The following is a 20,889-nucleotide window of genomic DNA, read 5'->3' as shown; positions in this document are numbered from 1 at the left end:
CTCGCTACGTCCGCCAGGATCGACCCCGGCGCGTCCGCAGCTTTGAGTTCACCGCCGACTCGCGCTTCGCCCGCGGCAACGCGCGCCCGACCGCGCCGGAGCGAGGCACCGCCCGGCACCCTTGCCCTCCCGGCAGGTCCGCCGTCCGTCAGCCCCCGCGTCCGGCCCCGCCGCGGCCGTCTTTGACCGCGCGCGCCGCCGCCGGTACGCTCGCCTGCCCGCATGATCGAGCCGAACCTCTTCCCCGGACACCGCGTCGTCGTCAAGGAGCTCGCCGAGGATCCGGCCGAGGCGATCGAGCATCACATGTCCTTGGAGCCAGTCGACCCGCCGGACCCGCGGCGGCTCGGGGACACCGACGTGATCATCCGGATCCGCAGCGCCGCGGTCGGGTGGGTCGATCTGCTGATGACGAGCGGCCAATATCAACACATGCCGCCGCTGCCTTACACGCCGGGGCTCGAGTACGCCGGCGAGGTCGCGTGGCTCGGCGCCGCTGTCCCTCCCGAGCAATTGCAAGTCGGCGATCCGGTGCTGGTCGACGGCCTGCTCAGCGGCCCGCGCTCGGTCGGCGCCTATCAGGCCTACGGCGGGTTCGCCGACTACGCGGTCGCGCCCGCCGAGGCCGTGCGCCGCCTGCCCGCCGGCCTCGACTTCGATCAGGCCTGCAACCTGCTCGGCAATTACGAGACCGCCTATCACTGCCTCGTCGCCTGCGGCCAGCTCCAGGCCGGCGAGACCGTGCTGATCCACGGCGCCTCCGGCTCGACCGGCCTGGCCGCCGTCCACGTCGCCAAGCTGCTTGGCGCCACCGTCATCGCCACCGGTCGCTCCGACGACAAGCTGGCGGAGGTGAGGGCCCAGGGCGCCGACCATGTCATCAATTGCAAGAACCTCGACGGCAGCCCCGGCGTGCGTCGCTTCCGCGACGAGGTCAAGGCGCTCACCCGCGGCCTCGGCGTCGACGTCGTGCACGACGGCGTCGGCGGCGACATCTCGCTCGAGAGCCTGCGCTGCGTGAAGTTCGGCGGCCGCTTCTTGATCGTCGGCTGGGCCGCCACGCCCGCGGTCGCCCGGGGCAAGGGTCAGCGCGGCGCCCCGAACGCCAACATGCTGCCCACCAATCTGATCATGATGAAGGGCCTCACCGTACGCGGCTGTCCGACCGTGCTGTCGACCCTGCACGACCCGTCGATCCGCGCCCCGCGGCTCGCCACGATCCTCCAATGGGTCGAGGAGGGCCGGATCCGTCCGCACGTGTCGCGCGTGTTCCCGCTGACCGCGTTCAAGGAGGCCATGCGGGCCAAGTGGCGCGGCGAGATTGTCGGCGGCTGCGTCCTGCGGCCCTGAGCGCGCAAGGTCCGCGGCGAGCTCGGCCGATCGTCGCCGTGCCGGCGACCTCGGCCGTGGGAGAATCCCAAACAACGCATTGGCGGCGAAGCTCGCCCGATCTCGCGGCTTGCGCGGGGTGGCCGCGCTGCTACCGTGGATGGAATCATCGGTGCGAATGCACGAGGCGGGAGACCGCCACGAGCCTCGTCGCATTGGCGCCACCGCCGCCAAAACGCTTCAAAAAGCCTCCTAGCGGGGTCTTGTGCGGGTCCGCGCGGCGGCGACCGGGCTCATCCCGGCAAATGTGAATCGATGAGCTTGCACTTCCGGCGATGCGGTGCATGCCCTCAGCGCCGCTTGCCCTGGCGGGCCGCCGGGCGGGCAACGAAAACGCATCACCCCGATCGACACAGGGAGATTCTCATGCGACGACACAATCATGCCCAAGCGTGGGCCATTGCGGGTGCGGCGCTGAGCGCCGCGGTCGCCGCCGGCGCCTGCAACAGCGAGCGCGAGCGGACGGCCGATCGCGCCCCGGTGCAGCAGGCCGAGCGCGCCCCCATGCCGCTGCCGAACACCGACGTCGACCAGGTCAAGGAGCACCCGGCCTGGTACTACGACAAAAAGGTCCGCGTCACGGGCGAGATCGACGAGATCTACAGCAACCTGGCGTTCAGCCTCGAGGGTACCGGCTGGGCGTTCGACGACAACATCACGGTGTTGACGAAGAAGCCGGCGGACCCGGCCGCGTCCGCGACCTTCGCCAAGGGCGACGAGCTGATCGTCAACGGCACCGTGCGCCGCTTCGTCGTCGCCGACATCGAGCGCGACCTCGGCTGGGACCTGGCCCCGGAGGTCGAGATCAAGCTCAAGGAGCGCCCGGTGCTGGTCGCCGAGTCGGTCCGCAAGATCACCCCGGAGCAGGCCAAGGCCGCCGCCGAGGTGATGAAGGGCGACGTCGAGACCGTCACCGAGATCCTGGCCGTCACCGACCAGAAGTCGCTGCACGGCAAGAACGTCGACCTGGACCGCGAGAAGGTCCAGACGATCGTGGGCAAGGGCATGTGGATCGGCCCGAGCACGAGCGAGAAGGTGTTCGTGATCCCGAAGGAGATGCCGAAGGACGTCGTCGCCGGCGACTTCGTCTCCGTCTCCGGCGAGCTCGAGGAGGTCCCCGCCAACGCGATCGAGACGTGGAACCTGCCCAAGGAGATGGCGAACGACCTCGGCAAGTTCGTGTTCATCGACGACGCGCGCGTGCGCGAGATCGCCGACGACGATCAGCGCCGCAACTGAGGACCGAGGCCGCCGTGGCCCGCCGCGATTCGCCGCCGCTGCACACCCCCGACGGACGATACATCGTCGTCCGCGGCCGGTTGTGGCGCGCGGCGAATCCGTCTTTGGCGGCCGACGTCCGCGAGGCCCTGGTGCGCGCGCTGATGACGGCGCGCCGCGACGTCCGGCGCGCCAGGGCCGACGGCGACGCCGAGGCGCTGCGCGCCGCCCGGGCGCGGGTGCACGCCGCCAAAATCGGCCTCGGCGAGCGCGGGCCGGTGTGGTGGACCGACGGCGCGCCCGATCTCGGCCGCCACGAGGTCCAGGGTACGCAGTACGCCGAATGGTACCGCGCGCAGGAATCGTCGCTTGCGCGGCCTGACGACCCGCCTATACAAATACCAGGAGTCACGTAAAAGACCATGCGGAACGTTCTTCATCGCTACTTCTTCGCCTTCGCGTTCGTGCTCGGCGCCGGCCTGGCGGCCTGCGGCGACGACAGCAGCGGCGCCACCAACCTCGAGATCAGCGCCAGCTGCAAGTCCTACTGCGACAAGGCCCGCGAGTGTGACGAGGACGTGTCGGTCGACGAGTGCGTCAACGACTGCAAGGACCGGATCGGCAACTGCATGGCCGACGAGCAGCGGGAGACGCTGGACGACCTCGATTCGTGCGCCTCGGACGCGTGCGGCGAGTTCCCGGCGTGCACCGTGGGAGCGGGGTTGCAATGCACGTTCGGACTGTGAGCGCCGGCCCCGGAACCCCCGGCCCCGGAACCATCGACCCCGCGGACCCGGGCCAGCAGCCGCCCGACCCGCGGGGGCCACGCGAGGACCCGACCCCGCCGCCGCAGCAGGATCCGCGCCCGACCCCGCCGCCGCGCGAGGACCCGACCCCGCCGAGCCCGCCGGAGATCGATCCGCCGCCCACCGAGCCGCCGCGCATCGACCCGCCGCCGGACAGGCCGCCGACCGAGGATCCGCCGCCCATCATCGCCGGAGCCAGCCATGCCAGCCCCGGCCCCTGACCCGCACGACCCGCTCGCGCCCCGACCGGACGACCCATGGTTTTTCCGGTGGCGCCGCGGCGGCCCGCGATCGGCGTATCGCCGGCCGCTGCGGCTGACGGCCGCGATGCTCCTGCTCGCTTTGGTCGCGGTCGCGGTCGTGATATTGCTGCGCTCGCCGTGAATCGTCGCGGTCGCTGTGCAGATTTGCGCGTGCCGCAGTCGCCGACCGGTGGCATGTCCATGCGCATGACACAAGACGATTCCGTCACCGCCGTGGGTCCGATGCCCACCCCCCCACGCGTCGGCGCCTGTTGGGGCTCGATCTTCGCGGGCACCTTCATCGCCGTCGGCGCGTGGCTCCTCCTCCACCTGCTCGGCATGGGAATCGGCCTCACGGCCATCCAGCCGCACGAACCCGGCTCGCTCCGCAGCGTCGGCATCGGCACGGGGGTCTGGACGCTCATCGCCCCGATCCTCGCGCTCTTCGTCGGCGGCCTCGCCGTCGGCAAGCTCGCCCGGCCGCTCGATCGCGCCGGTGGCGTCATCCACGGCGCCGTCCTGTGGGCGCTGGCGACGGTGGCCTCGATCACCCTGCTGTGGATGGCGCTCACCGCGATCATCGGCGGGGCGGTCTCGGCGGGCGCCAGCGTGGCCTCGGCCACCGCCGGCAGCGCGGTCGCGGCCGTGAGCGGCGGTGCGGGCGCCGAGCTCACGCCCGAATCGCTGGGCCTGTCGACCGACGATCTGCTGGCCCCGGTCAATCGTCGCCTGCAGAGCGAGGGCAAGCCGGCGATCACCGGCGACCAATTGATGGGCGCCGCGAGGAACGCCCTGCGCACCTCGGTCCGCGAGGGTCGTTTCGACCGCCAGCTCGCCGTCAACGCGCTGGCCGAGAACACCGCGCTCTCGCCGGCCGAGGCCGCCGACATCGCCGACCGGCTCGGGCGCGGCTACGACGCCCGCATGCAAGCGTTCGCCGACACCGCCCGGACGCGCGCGCTCGAGGCCGCCGAGGGCACCGGCAAGGCGCTGCTCGGCCTGTCGCTGGCGATGGTCCTGGGCCTCGGCGCGGCCGTCGGCGGCGCGCTGGTCAGCGTGGTTCTCCACCGGCGGCAGCTCGCGCGCGCCAGCCGGCGCACGTACGAGCGCATCGAGTGACGTCGACCTCGATCACGACGATACGCGAATCACCGGTCGAGGCTCGTCCCCCGCACCGGTGATTCGCGTATCACATTCGGCACGAGCCGCGCCCGACTCACGGGGTCGGCGGGGTCGGCGACGGCGGCGGCGTCGGGCTCGGCGAGGGGTTCGGGCCTTTCGGCTTCGGCGGCTTCGGCTGCGGATTCGGCTCCGGCTTCGGCTCCGGGGCAGGCGGGGCCGCCGGCGCATCGGGCTCCGGCTGGGCGATCTTCTCGGTGCTCTTGCCCTTGTCGGGCCCCACCGACGCCTGGGCGGTGGCCACGGTCGCCGTCATCATGGCGATCCCGAGGAGCGATGCGAGGATTCGAATTCGATGTTGCATGAATGCCCTTTCTCGCCGTCGAGCTTAACCGTCACCAGCCGGCGCGCAAATTCGGGGACGCGTGGCCACGCGGGCCACGCGGCGATCGTGGGGGCATTGTGCTCGACCTCGCAGAAGCGGCGGCGACGCCTGCCGCATCGGCGGGGCGCTACGGGACGGCGCTGCGGCACACGTTGTCGATGCACACCGCGACGATCTGGTCTTTGTCGGCGGTCGCCTCGCCGTCCTCGGCGTCGGTCGACTCCGGCGCGCAGTCGCAGAACGGCTCGAACGTGCACGGCGCCGCGGCGATTGCGTACGCATCCGCCGATTGGGTGTTGACGCTGTACGCGTCGACGGTGCCGCAGCAGTCGGTCTGGTGGAACACGACGATGCAATCCTCGTCGGCCTGGCACCCCCGGTCGACGCCGGGCGCGTCCAGCGGGGGATCCTCGCACAGCTGGCCGCCGGAGGTCTCGACCCCGCTGGAGCTCGAGGTGCCGGTCTGGTCGGTGTCGGAGGCGCTCGAGCTCGCGGTCTGCTCCGGGCCGAGCGTCGTCCCCTCCGAGGTGCTCGACGTCTCCTGCGGCTCGGGTCCGGTCGACGTCCCGCTCGAGCTGCTCGACGTCTCCTCCGGGCCGAGCGTCGACGAACTGGACGTGCCGGTCTGGTCGGTGTCGGAGCCCGCGCTCGTGGTGCTCGAGCTGCTCCCGTCCGAGGAGCCCGCGCTCGTGGTGCTCGAGCTGCTCCCGTCCGAGGAGCCCGCGCTCGTCGTGCTCGAGCCGCTCCCGTCCGAGGAGCCCGCGCTCGCGCTGCTCGACGTCGCGTCCTCGGTCGAACCGTCGCTGTCGGAGTCGGTCGCGGAGTCGAAGTTCGGGTCGCCGAGGAGCTTGGTCTCCAGGGTGCATGCGCCGAGCGTCAGCGCGGCGAGGGGAAGGATGCTCAGGAAGTTCAATGTCATGCGTGCCTCAGTGACCGGTGAATGTCCGCGCCCCCGCGCTTTCGTTGGACCCGCGGCGAAAAAATCGGATGTCCGTTCGGACATATGGCTTCAGCGCACGCCGCAGGCCCGGCGCTCCCGCTCCGCCGAGAAGATGTCCGTTCGGACATGTGGCTTCAGCGCACGCCGCAGGCCCGGCGCTCCCGCTCCGCCGAGAAGATGTCCGTTCGGACATGTGACTTCAGCGCACGCCGCAGGCCCGGCGCACCCGCTCCGCCGAGAGCGAGCCGGGGTGCGCGCGCAGGAACGCCGCCGCCTCGGTCGCCCCCTCGGTCCGACCCGCGGCGCACAGCGCCACCGCCCGCAGCGCCGCCGCCTCCTCGCGCAGCGCCCCGCCGGGGAAGCGCCGCTGATAGTCGTCGAGCCGGGCCAGCGCCTGCTCGGCGCTCCCGCCCGCGAGGGCGTCGTTGACCGCCCGCACGATCGCCAGCTCCTGCGCGAGCGCGTCGCCGGCCGCGCTCGCCGGCGAGGTCGGAGCCATGTCCGCGCCCGCGGTGCCCGCATTCGTCCTCGCGCCCCCCGCCCGCTCCGCGTCGCGCGCGCTGGGCCCATTCGCCGCCCCCGTGGTGCCCGCATGCTTCGGGCCGCCCCCCGCGTTGGCCCCATTCGCCGCCCCGGCAATGCCGCCACTCGTCGGACCGCCCCCCGCGTCCCTCGCGCTGGCCCCATTCGCCCCGCCCGCGCCGTGCGTCCCCGCGTTCGCCGGGCCGTCGCCCGCGGTCTCTCCATGGGCGGGGCCGCGGCCCGGGCTCGCGTTCGCAGGCCCGACCTCGATCGTCGCACCGCCCGCGCTCGCGGGACCGCGACCTTGCGGGCCCGCATCCCTCGCCTGCGACGGATCGGGGCTCGCCGCGCCGGCCGTCGGCGTCGCGCCGTCGATCCCGTCGCTCGCGCCCGGCCGCTGCAGCGGCGGCTCGGTGTCCGCGGCCGGCTCCGGCGTCGCCTCGTCGGTCGTCGCCGACCCGCGCCGCCCCCTCGTCGTCACCGCCCCGCTCGCGGCATCCTCGGCGGACTGCAGCGCCGCCGCCGAGCGCGCCGCCTCGGCGTCGGCGTCGAGCCGGCGCGGCGACAGCCTGAAGGCGATCGCCAGCGCGGCCGCGACCAGCCCGACCACCGCCACGCCGACCCATTGTCGGGAGGCGCCGCGCCGCCGCAGCGGCACGACCTGCGCCTCCTCGGCCGCGGCCGCGCTGCGCCGCACCGCCGCCAGCAGGCGCTCGGTGGCGGCGGGCGACGGCCCGGCGTCGCGACGGTAAGCGGCCAGCAAGGCGCGAGCGCGCGGATCGAGTTCGTCAGCCATGGGGACCTCCCGCCGCGCCGTGCAAGGCCGCGACGAACGCGGCGAACCGCGACCTCGCCGCGCGCAGCCGCGTGTACACGGTGTTGACATTGAGATCGAGCGCCGCGCTCACCTCGTGCGCGCGCAGGCCCTCGATCTCGAACAGCTCGAAGACCACCCGCTGCTCCGGGGTCAGCGTGGCCAGAAATTGCGCGACCGTCGCGGCGGCCTGCGAGCGCTCGAGCCACTCCGCCGGCCCCTCCGCCGGCCCGGGCTCGGGCACCTCGGCGTGCCGCCGCTGCCGCCGCTGATCGCCGCGCCGCCGGTTGCTGGCGATCCCCCGGGTGATGGCATACAGCCAGGTCGTGATCGCCGCGCTGCCGTCGAACTCCGGCAGGCGCCGCAGCACCACCAGGAACACCTCGTGGGCCGCGTCCTCGATCTCCGGCTCGGGCACGCCCAGGCGCCGCAGGTTGCGCCACACGAAGCCGACGTGCTCGCGGTAGACCGCCTCGAATTCCCGATCGGCGGCGGACGCCTGGGCGGACGGTTCGTCGGCGAGCGGGCCTGGCATGGCGGCGGCGATCATGCGCGCCGGCGTTCATGTCCGGGCCCGACGAAAATCGTTGGGCCCCCCGCTCACGGCAACCTCACCTCGACGCCGGCGGTCGCGGTGGCCCCGACGGGCGCGCTGCAGCACACCTCGCCGCGCTGAGCGACCTCGAAGCGCACCCGCGTCAGCATCACCAGCAGCTCGGCGCCGAGGGTCAGCGCCACCCGCGGCGCCACCCGCACGTGCAGGCTCGGCCCCGCGGTCGCGGCCGCCCACGCCGAGGTCGCGCGGTACGAGGCCGCGAGTTCGCCGATCCCGCGGCCGCGCATGGCCCCGGCGGCGACCCCGGCGCACAGCGGCGCCTCGACCCGGCCCTTGCCGACGATCCCGCAGCCCTGCAGGCCGGTGGCCGCCAGCCACATCCGCCCGCCCACGCGCTCGTCCTCGGCCGCCGGCAAGTCGCGCGGCAACCAGAAGCTCTGCGTCAGGACGACCGCCCAGCGCCGCCCGCGCAGCCCGAACGCGGCCCGCAGCAGCGCCGAGACGCCCGGCAGCGCGCCGGCGCCGATGCCCGCGCCGAGCCCCAGGGTGCCCTTCAGCGTCAGCCGCCGACGATTGGGGGCTGACGCCCCCGATAGCGTCGCCCGCCGCGGCGACGCGCCCGGCAGCTCCGGCTCGAGCTCGCCGGCGTCGACCTGCGGCGCCTCCTCGAGGCCCGGCCCGCTCCCCGACCCCCCCGGCGCCCCCGAGCTTCCCGCTCCAGCCGGCCCGCCCCGCTCCCCGGCCCCGCCGGCCCCGGCCCCGCCGGCCCCGTCGCGCTCTCCAACCCGGCCGGCCCCGTCGGCCCCGCCGGCCCCGTCGTGCTCCCCGGCCCCGTGCTCCCCGGCCCCGTGCTCCCCGGCCCCGCGTTCCCGGGCCCTGCCGGCCCCGCCGCGTTCCCCCGCCCCGCCGAGCTCCCGGAGCCGGGCTCCTGGCTCGGCGTCGTCCCCTTGCCTCCCGGCGCCCCCTGGACCCCGGGCGCCTCCTCCGGTCGCGGAACCGCCGGGCTCCCCTCCTGCAGTTCCGGCGCCGCCGCGATGGCCGTCAGCAGCGCCGCCGCCTCGGCCAGCGCCTCACAGCGGTCGCCCTCGAGGCGGCGGTGGCCCTGCCCGTCGCGGGTGGTGATGGTCGCGTCGAGGCGCCAGCGCCCGGCCGGCAGTCGTTCGACGCGCAGGCTCACCCGCGGGGCCTCACCGGTGCGGGCCGGCGCCTGCGCCAGCAGCCCTGCGATCTGCGCCTGCACCCACGCCTGGTCCGGGCAGCCCGGCGGCGCCTCCCAGCGGACCTCCGGCATCACCGGCCCCGGCGCGGGCGGAGGCCCGGGCGCGAGGAGCAGCGCGGCGCAGGTCGTGAGCGCGAGCATCGGCGGCGCAGACTAGCCGGCCTCGCCCGCGAACCCAACCCCGAAGCGCAGGCGACAATTCGCGCCCGCGCTGTCGACAATGCCGCCCGGGCTCGGCCGCGAATGCTGCCACCCGCCGGCGCCCGCGACGATGCGGCCCGACCGAGCCTACCGCGCTCGCCGAGCCGAACCGGGCGCGAATACTGCCACACGTCGCCAGGACCCGCTGCGATCGATCGAACATCCTGCCAGCGCCGGCCACCGCCCGCTCGGATGTGGACCCCACATTCTCCTGCCCGCTGCCGCCCCGCCGAGGCGAGTCGACCCGACCGCTGCCGCCCATCTCTCCACACGTCAATGCGAACGACCGCGACTGCCGCCCCCCCCATACGTTTACACGTGCGACGGACCGCGCCGCCTATCTCCCGCCGACACGCTCCTCGATGCGAGTCGATATTCTGCCGCCGCCCCGCTCACCCGTGCCAATCGGCCCCCCTTCCACGACCGCCGGCACGCTCCCCCATGCGAAATCGGCCAACCTTCCGCCACGCTCCCCCAGGTTGAATCGGCCGCTCCTCGCCGCACACGTTGCCCCCACGAATCGGCGGCGAGTCCTGCCGCCGTTTACGTCGCGCCCGCCCGGCTCCGGGTTCGTGCGCATCGCGGGCATGCTCGCCGGTTGCGCCGCGCCATGGAATTGGCCGATGCTCGCGCCCATGCGCCCACGCATCGCCCGCACCTCGCTCCTCAAACCCGCCCTGCTCGGCAGCTCCGGCGCCCTCGCGCTGTGCGGCCTCCTGGCCTGCGGCGACGCCGGTTCGGCCGCCAGCGACGGCGACACCCGGGCCACCACCCAGGGCGAGACCGGCGATCCGGAGTGCGGCGACGGCGAGGTCGCGGGCAGCGAGGTCTGTGACGATGGCGCCGACAACGGCGTCGGCGGCAAGTGCAAGGCCGACTGCAGCGGTCTGGGGGTGGCCACCGTCGAGGGCGACGCGATCCCGTTCGACGCCAGCCCGAACGGGCGGATCGCCGGCGCCGAGGTCTCGATCCTCGAGTTCCCCGACCGCACCGTCACCACCGGCGCCGACGGCAAGTTCAAGTTCGAGGGCCTGCCGGTCGGCGCCGACATCACCCTGACGATGACGCACCCCGACTATCACCCGATCCAGACCGGCACCCACGTCCTGCCCGAGGAGGGCCTGCAGCGGATCACCTTCCAGGCGGTCACCCACGCCATTTACGACGCCCTGGCCGCGATCGTCATGGTCACCCCGGACGACAGCAAGTACTGCCAGATGGTCACGACCGTGACGCGCGTCGGCAAGTCGATCTACGACGAGGGCGCCCACGGCGAGGCCGGCGTCGTCGTCACCCTCGACCCGCCGCTGCCGGCCGAGAACGGCCCGATCTACTTCAACTCGAGCGTGATCCCCGAGCCCGGCCTGACCGAGACCAGCGACGACGGCGGCGTGCTGTTCGTCCAGGTGCCGCCCGGCGAGTACACGTGGACGGCGACCAAGGCCGGCGCCGAGTTCCGCCAGGTGCGCATGAAGTGCCGCGTCGGCTGGCTGGTCAACGCTGCTCCGCCCTGGGGCCTGCAGCGGCTGTGAGCCGCCTGCCTGTCCTTTCGGACATCTGGCGCCGCCGCGCTCGTGCTGCCGCGGCGCCGCCGTCGTCGACGCGCGCTGCGGCTCACGCCTCCTGCAGGAGGTTCGCCTCGGCGGCCTGCGCCGCCTCCTCCTCGCCGAGCTCGCGGTGGGCCTTGGCCAGGTTGCGCCATGCAGGGGCGAAGCTCGGATGGATCTCGAGGTAGCGCTCGAGGTGGTAGATCGCGGGGCGCCAGCGTCCGAGCCGGACCAGCGCGCTGCCGAGGTTGCAGTGCGCCGGGCCGTGGTCGGGGTCGATCAGGAGCGCCTCGCAGAACGCGTTCACGGCCTCGAGGTCGTCCTCGATCGCGTTGCCGTACTGAAAGTGGACGTCGGCGTCGCGGCTGTTGCGCCCGCGCAGCGCGGCGAACTGCGCCAGCCCGTCGGCGTCGCGGTCGAGCGCGTGCAAGATCCGGAATCCTGTATTGAAGCCCCTGGCGAAGCTGCAGCGCGGCCCGAACAGGCGCTTGCCCTCGCCCAGCCGGCGCAGCGCGTCGTCGTCGAGCGCCTCGGGGTCGTCGCGGTCCTGGGTGGACACGCCGATGGCGGTCAGGGACGGCCGCGCGGCCACCAGCGCCGGGAGCACCGCGGCCTCGTTCGGGCCCCAGAAGCCGAGCTCGGTGATCTGCGCCGGCACGGCCACCGCGGCCGCCGGATCCATCGTCCGGGAGCTCTCCCATCCGAGGCGCCGCAATTGCGGCAGGCGGGCCTGCTTCAGCGTCGCCAGCACCTCGGCGTCGGGCTCGTGGTGGCCGGTCATCACGCGGATCCAGAGGCTGGTCAGCGCCGGCAGATCGAGCCCGGCGAGCGACGACGACGGATCGACGTAGCACTCGAGCACCAGCTCGGTCGCGTGGGCGAGCGCGTTGGCGGCCGCCACGACGCGCGCCGAGTTCTCGCGCTCGTCGAGGATCTCGCCGGTGTCCGGGTCGACGTTCTCGCCGTTGAGGTGAAATCGCGTGACTCGCAGCGGCTGGCGGTTCGCCGCCTCGATCCACGCGTCCGTCCCGTCGTCGAGCAGCAGCTCGATCTCCTCGAGCTGCCCCAGCGCCGGAGCTGCGGCGATCTCGGGCCACAGCGCGACCGCCTTGCTGCACTTCAGGGTCACTCGCCGGACCCAGCCGTCGAAGATCGCCACCTCCGCGTCCTTCGGCAGCGGCCCGAGCAGCTCGGCGCGGGCCTGCTTGAGCAATTGCTGCCCGCGCTTGACCTGCTTGGCGTCGAACTCGACCTGGCCTCTCGTGGCGAGGAAGCTGAGCAGCTTCGCGTGCTTCGGTCCGACCGGGTCGCCGGCGCCCGGCGTGGATGTGCTGGGATTCGACTTCGATTTCGTCATTGCGCTCGCGGGGGAATGGGGGGTGTCGCGGCGGTGCGCGGGCGATCGGCGGCACCGCGCGGGGACGCTAGCACGGCCCCGCGACCGCGATGAAGCGAGTCTTGCCGCGCTCGACCGATCGCCTCGGCGCGACGACCTCGACGCCCGCGCCGCGCCCTCAGGGATGCCATGGTCGTTGCATCGAGGAATTATCTCGAAGCGAACCCTCGACCGCTGCGGCACAGCGACGGAGGTCGCGACGACGGTCGCTCGCCGCTGCACGACCGGTCGACGGCCGAGCTCCGCCTGCCCGGCGTCGTCCTCGACCTGTCGCGCGCCGTCCCGCGGCGGGAAGGAGATCGCCACGCGACCAGCGAGTGGTTCGCGGAGGGCAACCGCCGCGCCTGGCTGCGGGGACAGGTCCGTGCCGGCCCGCGCGAGCAGGCGCCTCGATCCCGTACATGTCCCGAAGGGCACCTCGGCGCCGCGCCGGCCTCACTTCGGCGCCAGCGCCTGCGCGATCCGCTTGATGTGCGCGCGGGCGAAGCGGCAGGGCGGGTCGTCGTCTGTGGCGACCGGCCATAGCAGCTCGAACGTGCCGAGCGGGACGGGGAACGGCAGCGGCGTGGTCCGCAGGTGCGGCCGGACCAGGCGGATCTGCTCGGCCACCAACATCGGCACCGTCGCCAGCATCGCCGTGCCGTCGATCAGCGCGCCGAGGTTGGCGAACGACGAGACCGAGCAGCGGATGTTCCGCGTCTTGCCGAAGTAGTCCTCGATCACGCCGCGCAGGTCGCCGTTGTAGGACACGATGACGTGCTCGCGGGCGAAGTACTCGCGCTCGCTCAGCTTGCGCAGGCGAGCGTGGCGCGGGTCGAACAGGCAGGTGAAGCCGCCGGAGAGCAAGGGCTCGCGCCGGATCGACGTCGGCAGCTCGTCGGCGACGGTGACCGCGGCGTCGAGGCCCGCGGCCAGCGCGGCCGCGATGGTGCGGAACTGGACCGGGATCGCCACCACGCGCATGCGCGGCGCCTCGGCGGCGAGCACCTGCAGCAGGCGGGGCAGCAGCCACTGCTCGGCGGAGTCGGACATCCCGAGCCGCAGGGTGCGCTCGCTGGTCGCCGGGTCGAACGAGGGCACCGCCAGCGCCGCGTCGATCAGGGCCTGCAGGTGCGGCTGCACGCCCGCCCGCAGGCGCTCGCCGCGGCTCGTCAGCACCAGCCCACGACCGCTGCGCACGAACAGCGGCGCGCCCACGGCCGTCGTCAGCCGCCGCAGCGCCGCGCTGACGGCCGGCTGCGTCAGGTACAGCCGCCTGGCCGCCTCCGTCACGCTGCCGACCTCGGCGACCACGGCGAACACCCGCAGCAGGTTGAGGTCGAGGTCCCGTCCATAACTGTTGTTCATGTGTCGTATACATCCTATTCACTGGGAACATAAGGCGCCAGGGGCTACGTTACGGCCCATGACGACCCGGACAACGAAGCTCGGTACGCACGGACCTGACGTCTTCCCGCTCGCTCTCGGCTGCATGGGCCTCGGCGCCGGCAGCTGGTACGGCGAGCGCGACGACGCCGAGGGCATCGCCACCATCCACGCCGCGCTCGAGCGCGGCGTCAACCTGCTCGACACCGGCGACTTCTACGGCATGGGCAAGAACGAGCTGCTGGTCGGCCGGGCGATCGCCGGCCGCCGCGACCGCGTGCTGCTCAGCGTCAAGTACGGCGGCCTGCGCGGGCCCGACGGCGCCTTCCTCGGCGTCGACACCAGCCCGGCCGCGACCAAGAGCGCCCTGGCGTACAGCCTGACCCGCCTCGGCGTCGACTACATCGACATCTACCGCCCGGCCCGCCTCGACCCGCGCGTGCCGATCGAGGACACGATCGGCGCCCTGGCCGAGATGGTGAAGGCCGGCTACGTCCGCTACATCAGCCTGTCGGAGGTGGGCGCCGAGACGATCGCCCGCGCCGCCGCGGTGCACCCGCTGTGCGACCTGCAGATCGAGTACGGCCTGGCCAGCCGCGGCCCCGAGGCGACGATCATCCCGGCGCTGCGCGCCCACGGCATGGCGATGACGGCCTACGGGGTGCTGTCGCGCGGGCTCCTCACCGGCAGCAAGCCCGCGGGCGACGACATGCGCGCCCACCTGCCCCGCTTCACCGGCGACAACGCGGTCAAGAACCAGTCGCTGGTCGAGGCCCTGCACCGCCTGGCCGCCGCCCGCGGCGTCTCGCCCGCGCAGCTCGCCATCGCCTGGGCGCGGGCCAAGGGCGCCGCGCAGGGCGTGACGGTGATCCCGACGATCGGCTCGCGCACCCCGCAGCAGATCGAGGACAGCATCGCCGCCCTGGCGATCGAGCTGACCGCCGCCGAGGTCGCGGCGCTCGAGACCGCGGTGCCGGCAGCCGCCGTGGCCGGCGAGCGCTACCCCGCGCCGATGATGGCCCACCTCGACAGCGAGCGGTAGGCGTCGCGCGCGGACGCTCGCGGGCGCGCGGCGACGCGTCCGCCGGCGCTCGCCCGAACGCCGCTCGCCCGCGGAACCGCGCCGAAACGCCCATTTTCCGCGGTCGCAACTTTCTCGTGATCGTCCGGGGCTGCGTCGACTCTACCGGCGCGAACCGTCGCAACCCCCGCGTCGCGACCCCCTATCCACGATCGCCCCCCCTATTCGCCATGTTCACCGCTCGCTCCATCCCAGTCCGCTCCTCCGTTCGCCGCTCGCGGATCGTCCTCGCCCTGCCCGTCGTCACCCTCGCCACGCTCCTGGGCCTCGAGGCCCGCGCCGAGGCTGCCTGCGCCTGTACGCCCACGCCGGGCAGCGGTCAGGTCACCGTCTGGCAGCACGCCGAATTCACCGGCGAGTGCTGCACCCTGACCGTGGGCGACTATGCCGACAGCGCCAGCTTCAAGCTGAGCAACGACAGCATCTCCTCGCTGAAGGTCGGCCCTGGCGTGCGTGCCGTGCTCTACGAGCACGGCGGCTTCGCCGGCCGCGAGGCCACCTACGAGGCCTCGCAGGGCTACGCCCACCTCCACGAGGTCAGCGACGAGACCTCCTCGATCCGGATCGTCGCCTCCGACCCGCGGGTGCCGTATTACTACGAGGGCAACTACCCCTACGACGACGAGAACGAGTGGTCGAACCAGGCCCAGGGCCTCGCCAACGACGGCGTCAACTGGTACGTCACCCAGACCGGCAGGGTCTCGCGGATCCCCCTCACCTGCGATCTCGCGGACGCCTCGTGCATTCATGAGACCCGCTCGATCGCGGAGGTGCGGGCCGCGTTCGGCCTGCCGGGCGGGTACGACCATTTCGGCGACCCCGACCATCACGCCGGCTACCTGTTCGTCCCGGTCGAGGGCATCGCCGCCGGCCTGCCGCCGATCGTCGTCGCCCTCTCCACCCCCGACCTCGCGCCCGTCGCCTTCGCCTCGGTGTACGTCACCCCGGGCGCCTACAACTCCGCCTGGGTCACCGTCGATCCGCGCGACGGCTCGCACCTCTACCAGGCCGGCGGCACCCTCGACGCCACGCGGGGCGTTCGCTCGCACCGCATCGACTGGTCGCGCCTCCAGCTCGGGCTCGACGGGTTCCTCACCTACGAGGACAACATCCTGCTCGAGGACCACGACGGCGACCCGCTCACCCTGTACACCCAGCAGGGCGGGGAATTGCTGACGAACGGCGTCCTCTTCCTCACCAACTCGAAACCGGGCGGCTCGGGCGCCGGCCTGCGCGCGTTCGACCTCGAGACCGGCACGCTCCTGGCGCGGGCCGGCAGCAACTACGGCCCCTTCGACTTCGAGCTCAACGACGCCGACTCGAGCCTGGGCGACGAGGCCGAGGGCATCGACTTCCTCGGCATCTCCCCCGCCTCGGGGGTGCCGGGGATCCCCGAGGGCGCGCTCCACGTCCTGATGGTCAACGTCGACATCGACCGTGATAACGCGTTCCTCAAGCACTACAGCTACTTCTGCGACCCCACCGACGACACCCCGTACTGCGCCCAGCACTAGTGCTGCGACCGTAAGGTAGCGATCCGAAAACGATGCGCGAATTTGCGCTCTGACCTGGAACGTGATCTACGGGTGCCATGAGGCAGAAGAAGCCGCGGCCCCGGTTCCCCGGACTCAAGCTCAAGGACGAGGATCGAGAGCTCCTGCGCCGAAAAGCCCGGGAGCGGCTCACGGTGCGGACCTGGAAGCGAATTCGCATGCTGCAGTTGCTGGACGAGGGGAAGACGCTGGCGGCGACGGCGGCAGCGGTTGGATCGGCGGTCCCCTCGGTTCGGCGGGTTGGAGAGCGGTATCTCGCTGCGGGCGTCGAGGTCGCGCTCAAGGACGCGAAGCGACCGGTCCCACCGCGGAAGCTCGATGCTCGGCAAGAAGCCGCGATCGTCGCCATGGTCTGCGGGCCACCTCCTGAAGGACGCGCTCGGTGGACAATCATGCTCATCGTCGAGGAGTGCATGAAACGCAAGCTCGTCGACCAAGTCGGCCGGGAGACGATCCGGGTGTTGCTGAAAAACCACGCGCTCAAACCGTGGCGGGAAAAAAATGTGGTGCGTTCCTCAGATCGACGAGGAGTACGTCGCGCGGATGGACGACGTCCTCGACACCCTGGCGCGACCAGCCGACGCGTCGGAGCCGGTCGTCGCTCTGGATGAACGACCGGTCGTGCTTCGAGACCCCGCTCGACCTGGCCGGCCAGCCTCACCTGGCCGCATGGCCCGTCAAGACTATGAATACGTGCGGCGCGGAACCGCAAATGTCTTCTGCATCGTCGAACCCAAGGCAGGGCGCCACCTGACCTATGCGACGCCGAACCGCACGGCGAAGCAGTTCGCTCGGGCTCTCCGCAAGATAGCTCAACGATATCGTTCGGCGCGGACAATTCACCTCGTCATGGACAATCTTAACACCCACCGCCAGAACTCGTTATGCACCGCTTTCGGCGATGACGCGGGGCGCGAGCTTTGGAGCCGGTTTACCGTGCACTATACTCCCAAGCACGGGAGTTGGCTCAACCCTGCCGAGAACGAGGCGAGCTTATGGTCACGTGAATGCCTTGGACGGCTTCGGATCGGCTCTCTCTCCGAACTGCGCCGTCGAACGTCTCTGTGGAACAAGGACGCCCACCGCCGGCGGCGGAAGATCACTTGGCGGTTCACCAAGGAGCAAGCCCGAGCGGTGTTCAGAATCAGCCAGATCACTACGTCGCGGTCGGAGCACTAGCTAGCCGCGGCAGGCGGTAACACGAATGAAGAGACATGCTCACCCGAGCATGTCTCTTCATCGTCCTCACCGACAGCCGCGAAGGATAGCGCCGCTCACCCGAGCCCGACGGCGCCGGTGCAGTAGACCGGGTTGCCGAAGGTCGTCGCCTCGATCCCCATCGCGTTCATGCAGCCGACCCACAGGTTGTTGTGGCCGACCTCGCCGGGCACCTGCAGCCAGCGCCCGGGCCGCATCGCGCCGCCGGCCTTGCCGGCGAGGACGTAGGGGATCTCGTGGCGGTCGTGGTCGTTGCCCTTCTGGTGCTCGTTCACCCAGATCAGCAGGGTGTTGTCGAGCACGGTGCCGTCGCCCTCCGGGATCGCCTTGAGCTTCTCGATCAGGTACGCGAACTGTTCACAATACCAGGTGTTGATCTTCGTCAGCTTCTCCTGCGCGTCGGCGTCGCCGTCGCCGCGGTGGGCCAGCTCGTGGTGGCCCTCGGGGATGTCGAGCCACGGGAACGGCTTGGCGGTGGCCGAGTTGGTCCACATGATCGAGGCCACGCGGGTGAGGTCGCAGGCCAGCGCCATCGCCAGCAGGTCCATCTGCAGCTTGCCGGTCTTGGGGATGTTGGCGACCTTGAGCGGGTCGGCGACCTCGCCGAGCATCGGCGGCTCGCAGGCGCCGCCGAGCGTCCCGCCGGTCTCGAGCCGCATCTCGATGTCGCGCACCGCCGCGAGGTGGGCCTCGAGCTTGATCCGGTCGCTCGCGCCGACCTTCTTGATCAGCCGCTGGTAATCGTCGGCGACCGCGTCGAGGACGATCCGCCGCTCGGCGACCCGGCGCGCCTGCGCCTCCGGGTCGCTCTCGAGGTCGCCGAAGAGCCGGGCGAACGCCGCGGCCGGGTCGTTCTCCGGCGGGATCGGCTGGGCCGGGCCGCGGTACGAGATCCGCGAGCCGACGTTGGCGCCGTACACGTAGACGCCGAGCTCGAGCGAGCGGAACTTGGTCTCCAGGCCGACGACGTCGGCGATCGCCTGGTCGACCGAGATGCCGTCGGCCCAGCCGGCCGACAGCCCGGCGTCGCCGGGGAAGTCGCCCTCCTGCAATTCGGTGGCGGTCAGCGACTGGCCGGTGCCCTTCTGGTGCGCGTCGCCGGGGCCCTTGTAGGCCGACAATTCGTCGACCCCGTCGAGGACGAGGATGTCCTTCTGGTACGGCTCGAGCGGCTTCAAGATCCGCGGCAGCGTGAACGACGACTCGCTGCCGCTCGGGCGCCAGTGCTGCATGATGGTGCCGTTCGGCGTCCAGAACACGACGAAGCGCTTGGGCGCGCCGCTGCCGGCGCGGAGCTGCTGCGGCCCCGCGGCGAGGTCGCCTTGGCAGCCGCCCATGATGTCGAGGAGCGGCAGCGCGAGGCAGGCGCCGCCGACGCCCTTGAGCACGGCACGACGGGACAGGGTGGATTTCTTCACGGCGACTCTCCTTCGCCCTCGGGGGCGCGGCGGTACAAGAACGCGTCGGTCTGGGTGAGGTGAATGATGAGCTCCTGGATCCGGCGACCCGAGCCGGCGAAGCCGGCGGCCAGCTCGGCGAGCGTGCACGCGTCGGCCTCGGACTCGGCGCGGCCGTAGGCGTAGCGGAACCATTGCAGGGTCATGCACGCCTCGGTCTCCGGCGACTCGACCAGCATCGCCGCCAGCTCCGGCACGCCGTCGAACTTGCCCTTCGTGGTCGAGCCGACGATCTCGCCGGTGGCGTCGATCGGCTGCCCGGCCTCGCTGGCGCGCCAGCGGCCGATGCCGTCGAAGTGCTCGAAGCCGAACCCGATCGGGTCCATCATGCTGTGACAGCCGGCGCAGCTCGGGTCGGTCGAGTGCTGCTTGAACCGCTCGCGCGTCGGCAGGCTGGGGTCGACCTCGGGCGGGGTGATGTCGACGTCGTCGGGCGGCGGCGGCACGGTCTGGCACAGGAGCCGCTCGCGCACGAACTTGCCGCGGTGGATCGGCGAGGTCTGGTTGGGCTTGGCCAGCACCGACATCAGCCCGCCCTGGGTCAGGAAGCCGGACGCGTTGCCGTGCTCGAGCTCGACCTTCTCGAACGAATCACCGCTCGGCCCGGCGACGCCGTAATAGTCGGCGAGCGGGCCGTTGAGGAAGGTGTACGGCGCGAGGTACATGGTGTCGAGATCGCCCGGCCCGTCCCAGATCACGTGATCGAGGAACGCCTCGGCCTCGGCGCGCAGCAGCGGGCGCACCTCCGGCGTGAATTCGGGGAAGACGTCGCCGTCCTTCTCGAGCTCCTCGACCCGCCGCAGCTCGAGCCACTGGCCGTGGAAGTCGCGCACCGACGCGCGCGCGCGCGGGTCGGCGAGCATGCGCTGCGCCTGGCCCGACACGTCGGCCGCGCTCGCCAGCCGGCCCTCGCTCGCGGCGGTCAGCAGCTCGCTGTCGGGCATCGTGCCCCACAGGAAGTACGACAGGCGCGACGCCAGCTCGTACGGCGTCAGCCGCCGGACCCCGGGCGAATCTGCCACCGGCTCGCCGAACTCCACCCGGTACAAAAAATGCGGCGACTGCAGGATCGTCGTCGTCACCAGGCGGATCGCCGTGGCGAAGTCGAACTCCGTCCGCGCCGCGTGGTACACCGCCATCAGCGGATCGACATCCTCGGACTGCAGCGGCCGGCGGTAGGCCCAGCGGCCGAAGCCCTGCACGAACGCCTGCGCGCACGCGTCCTCGCCCTCGGCCGCGACGTCGCAGCCGCCGAGGGAGGCCGGCAGGTCGGCCGTCTTCGCCGCCGCCAGGGCCTCGGCCGCCGCCAGGTATTGCTCGGCCAGGAGCGCCGTCACGACCAGCGCGTCGGCGTTGTTGTTGAAGCCGAGCGCCTCCTCCTCGGCCGGGAACTCCTGCGCCGGCCGGCTCTCGTCGCCCAGCAGGTCGCGGACCGTATTGTCGTATTCGCGCCGGTTGAGCCGCCGGATCGGCGACGGCCCCGGTTCGATCGCCGCGCAGGCTGAACCCCCATCGCCGGTGGTCGGCTGCGTCCCCTCGCTGTCGCCCGCGTCGCTCGTCGTCGACGTCGACCCGTCCTCGCTGCTCGCGTCGGGCTCGCAACCACCAGCCGCCGCGGCTGCGAGCATCGACGCCATGATCCATCTCGTCCACATGACCGCTCTTTGGAACGCCTCGCCCGCAAAGAACGTGCGCTCGAGCATCGGCGGCGGCGGAGACCTCGCCGGACAGGCGTACGCGAGGCCGCCCCTCCGCCGATTCGCCGGCGACCTCGACCGCGCGGCGCCCGCCTCGGCGGAAGCCCGAGCCGTCACACCGACTGCCATGATTTCGCCCCTCGCCGACCGTGACGGGGATCGCA

20 protein-coding genes are annotated in these 20,889 nt (G+C 72.3%); 11 read left to right on the top strand and 9 right to left on the bottom strand.

Annotated features, from left to right (window positions below; all coding sequences use genetic code 11):
* Nucleotides 1-222 precede the first annotated feature (222 nt).
* The 6 genes from NAEX_RS35445 to NAEX_RS51220 all read left to right on the top strand — a co-directional run bounded on the left by NAEX_RS35445 (nt 223) and on the right by NAEX_RS51220 (nt 4,774).
* A complete protein-coding gene (locus tag NAEX_RS35445) occupies nt 223-1,350 on the top strand; it encodes an NADPH:quinone oxidoreductase family protein (protein ID WP_096331898.1) in 1,128 nt (375 codons plus the stop codon).
* Nucleotides 1,351-1,755: 405 nt separating this feature from the next.
* On the top strand, nt 1,756-2,628 hold the full coding sequence (locus NAEX_RS35440) for a hypothetical protein (RefSeq protein WP_096331897.1): 873 nt from the start codon (nt 1,756-1,758) through the stop codon (nt 2,626-2,628).
* A 14-nt stretch (nt 2,629-2,642) separates the two neighbouring features.
* Nucleotides 2,643-3,023, top strand: a complete 381-nt coding sequence (locus NAEX_RS35435; protein WP_096331896.1) for a hypothetical protein — start codon at nt 2,643-2,645, stop codon at nt 3,021-3,023.
* A 6-nt stretch (nt 3,024-3,029) separates the two neighbouring features.
* Entirely contained in the window at nt 3,030-3,353 is a 324-nt protein-coding gene (locus NAEX_RS35430; protein ID WP_096331895.1) for a hypothetical protein, read from the top strand.
* Entirely contained in the window at nt 3,350-3,634 is a 285-nt protein-coding gene (locus NAEX_RS35425; protein ID WP_096331894.1) for a hypothetical protein, read from the top strand. The genes NAEX_RS35430 and NAEX_RS35425 overlap by 4 nt, the downstream gene beginning before the upstream one ends.
* Nucleotides 3,635-3,898: 264 nt before the next feature.
* The gene (locus NAEX_RS51220) at nt 3,899-4,774 is read left to right on the top strand and encodes a hypothetical protein (protein ID WP_170136271.1); all 876 of its coding nucleotides are present in this window, start codon (nt 3,899-3,901) and stop codon (nt 4,772-4,774) included.
* A 97-nt stretch (nt 4,775-4,871) separates the two neighbouring features.
* On the opposite strand, the gene NAEX_RS51215 is transcribed toward NAEX_RS51220, so the two are convergent.
* From NAEX_RS51215 to NAEX_RS35390, 5 genes are all read right to left on the bottom strand, one after another.
* Nucleotides 4,872-5,093 (bottom strand): hypothetical protein, encoded by a 222-nt coding sequence (locus tag NAEX_RS51215; protein WP_096331891.1) that lies wholly within the window; start codon nt 5,091-5,093, stop codon nt 4,872-4,874.
* Nucleotides 5,094-5,286: 193 nt separating this feature from the next.
* Nucleotides 5,287-6,078 (bottom strand): hypothetical protein, encoded by a 792-nt coding sequence (locus tag NAEX_RS35405; protein ID WP_096331890.1) that lies wholly within the window; start codon nt 6,076-6,078, stop codon nt 5,287-5,289.
* Nucleotides 6,079-6,298: 220 nt separating this feature from the next.
* On the bottom strand, nt 6,299-7,417 hold the full coding sequence (locus NAEX_RS35400) for a hypothetical protein (RefSeq protein ID WP_096331889.1): 1,119 nt from the start codon (nt 7,415-7,417) through the stop codon (nt 6,299-6,301).
* Nucleotides 7,410-7,970 carry an RNA polymerase sigma factor gene (locus NAEX_RS35395; protein ID WP_170136270.1) on the bottom strand — a complete coding sequence of 187 codons (561 nt, stop codon included), beginning with the start codon at nt 7,968-7,970 and terminating at the stop codon, nt 7,410-7,412. The genes NAEX_RS35400 and NAEX_RS35395 overlap by 8 nt, the downstream gene beginning before the upstream one ends.
* 65 nt (nt 7,971-8,035) lie before the next feature.
* Entirely contained in the window at nt 8,036-8,419 is a 384-nt protein-coding gene (locus NAEX_RS35390) for a hypothetical protein (RefSeq protein ID WP_096331887.1), read from the bottom strand.
* 1,627 nt (nt 8,420-10,046) lie between these two features.
* Here NAEX_RS35390 and NAEX_RS35380 point away from each other — a divergent pair.
* Entirely contained in the window at nt 10,047-10,943 is an 897-nt protein-coding gene (locus NAEX_RS35380; RefSeq protein WP_143141445.1) for a carboxypeptidase regulatory-like domain-containing protein, read from the top strand.
* An 82-nt stretch (nt 10,944-11,025) separates the two neighbouring features.
* Here NAEX_RS35380 and NAEX_RS35375 read toward each other — a convergent pair whose 3' ends face one another.
* A complete protein-coding gene (locus NAEX_RS35375) occupies nt 11,026-12,315 on the bottom strand; it encodes a tetratricopeptide repeat protein (RefSeq protein WP_096331884.1) in 1,290 nt (429 codons plus the stop codon).
* Between the two features lie 474 nt (nt 12,316-12,789).
* Nucleotides 12,790-13,701 (bottom strand): LysR family transcriptional regulator, encoded by a 912-nt coding sequence (locus tag NAEX_RS35370; RefSeq protein WP_096331883.1) that lies wholly within the window; start codon nt 13,699-13,701, stop codon nt 12,790-12,792.
* Between the two features lie 58 nt (nt 13,702-13,759).
* On the opposite strand from NAEX_RS35370, the gene NAEX_RS35365 reads away from it, so the two are divergent.
* The 4 genes from NAEX_RS35365 to NAEX_RS35350 all read left to right on the top strand — a co-directional run bounded on the left by NAEX_RS35365 (nt 13,760) and on the right by NAEX_RS35350 (nt 17,532).
* On the top strand, nt 13,760-14,761 hold the full coding sequence (locus tag NAEX_RS35365) for an aldo/keto reductase (RefSeq protein ID WP_096331882.1): 1,002 nt from the start codon (nt 13,760-13,762) through the stop codon (nt 14,759-14,761).
* A gap of 209 nt (nt 14,762-14,970) precedes the next feature.
* On the top strand, nt 14,971-16,314 hold the full coding sequence (locus NAEX_RS35360) for a hypothetical protein (protein WP_096331881.1): 1,344 nt from the start codon (nt 14,971-14,973) through the stop codon (nt 16,312-16,314).
* 77 nt (nt 16,315-16,391) lie between these two features.
* Complete coding sequence (locus tag NAEX_RS35355) at nt 16,392-16,964, top strand: helix-turn-helix domain-containing protein (protein ID WP_096325583.1); 573 nt, start codon at nt 16,392-16,394, stop codon at nt 16,962-16,964.
* A complete protein-coding gene (locus tag NAEX_RS35350) occupies nt 16,855-17,532 on the top strand; it encodes an IS630 family transposase (RefSeq protein WP_096325584.1) in 678 nt (225 codons plus the stop codon). Before NAEX_RS35355 ends, NAEX_RS35350 begins: the two co-directional genes overlap by 110 nt.
* Before the next feature lie 95 nt (nt 17,533-17,627).
* On the opposite strand, the gene NAEX_RS35345 is transcribed toward NAEX_RS35350, so the two are convergent.
* Nucleotides 17,628-18,989: a DUF1552 domain-containing protein gene (locus NAEX_RS35345; protein ID WP_245913870.1), complete on the bottom strand. Its 1,362-nt coding sequence runs from the start codon at nt 18,987-18,989 to the stop codon at nt 17,628-17,630.
* Nucleotides 18,986-20,656, bottom strand: coding sequence for a DUF1592 domain-containing protein (locus tag NAEX_RS35340; RefSeq protein ID WP_096333833.1), 1,671 nt, complete (start codon nt 20,654-20,656; stop codon nt 18,986-18,988). Before NAEX_RS35340 ends, NAEX_RS35345 begins: the two co-directional genes overlap by 4 nt.
* Nucleotides 20,657-20,889 lie beyond the last annotated feature (233 nt).

Origin of the sequence: Nannocystis exedens (assembly GCF_002343915.1) — a bacterium.
GTDB classification, from domain to species: Bacteria; Myxococcota_A; Polyangia; order Nannocystales; family Nannocystaceae; genus Nannocystis; species Nannocystis exedens.
This window is presented reverse-complemented; position numbering and strand designations above follow the sequence as displayed.

Coding starts and splice junctions, on each gene's coding strand:
- NAEX_RS35360 (WP_096331881.1), top strand. CDS start 14,971: ATGTTCACCGCTCGCTCCATCCCAGTCCGCTCCTCCGTTCGCCGCTCG.
- NAEX_RS35445 (WP_096331898.1), top strand. CDS start 223: ATGATCGAGCCGAACCTCTTCCCCGGACACCGCGTCGTCGTCAAGGAG.
- NAEX_RS35350 (WP_096325584.1), top strand. CDS start 16,855: ATGTGGTGCGTTCCTCAGATCGACGAGGAGTACGTCGCGCGGATGGAC.
- NAEX_RS51215 (WP_096331891.1), bottom strand. CDS start 5,093: ATGATGACGGCGACCGTGGCCACCGCCCAGGCGTCGGTGGGGCCCGAC.
- NAEX_RS35375 (WP_096331884.1), bottom strand. CDS start 12,315: ATGACGAAATCGAAGTCGAATCCCAGCACATCCACGCCGGGCGCCGGC.
- NAEX_RS35365 (WP_096331882.1), top strand. CDS start 13,760: ATGACGACCCGGACAACGAAGCTCGGTACGCACGGACCTGACGTCTTC.
- NAEX_RS35430 (WP_096331895.1), top strand. CDS start 3,030: ATGCGGAACGTTCTTCATCGCTACTTCTTCGCCTTCGCGTTCGTGCTC.
- NAEX_RS35395 (WP_170136270.1), bottom strand. CDS start 7,970: ATGCCAGGCCCGCTCGCCGACGAACCGTCCGCCCAGGCGTCCGCCGCC.
- NAEX_RS35380 (WP_143141445.1), top strand. CDS start 10,047: ATGCGCCCACGCATCGCCCGCACCTCGCTCCTCAAACCCGCCCTGCTC.
- NAEX_RS35340 (WP_096333833.1), bottom strand. CDS start 20,656: ATGCTCGCAGCCGCGGCGGCTGGTGGTTGCGAGCCCGACGCGAGCAGC.
- NAEX_RS35440 (WP_096331897.1), top strand. CDS start 1,756: ATGCGACGACACAATCATGCCCAAGCGTGGGCCATTGCGGGTGCGGCG.
- NAEX_RS35370 (WP_096331883.1), bottom strand. CDS start 13,701: ATGAACAACAGTTATGGACGGGACCTCGACCTCAACCTGCTGCGGGTG.
- NAEX_RS35400 (WP_096331889.1), bottom strand. CDS start 7,417: ATGGCTGACGAACTCGATCCGCGCGCTCGCGCCTTGCTGGCCGCTTAC.
- NAEX_RS51220 (WP_170136271.1), top strand. CDS start 3,899: ATGCCCACCCCCCCACGCGTCGGCGCCTGTTGGGGCTCGATCTTCGCG.
- NAEX_RS35355 (WP_096325583.1), top strand. CDS start 16,392: ATGAGGCAGAAGAAGCCGCGGCCCCGGTTCCCCGGACTCAAGCTCAAG.
- NAEX_RS35405 (WP_096331890.1), bottom strand. CDS start 6,078: ATGACATTGAACTTCCTGAGCATCCTTCCCCTCGCCGCGCTGACGCTC.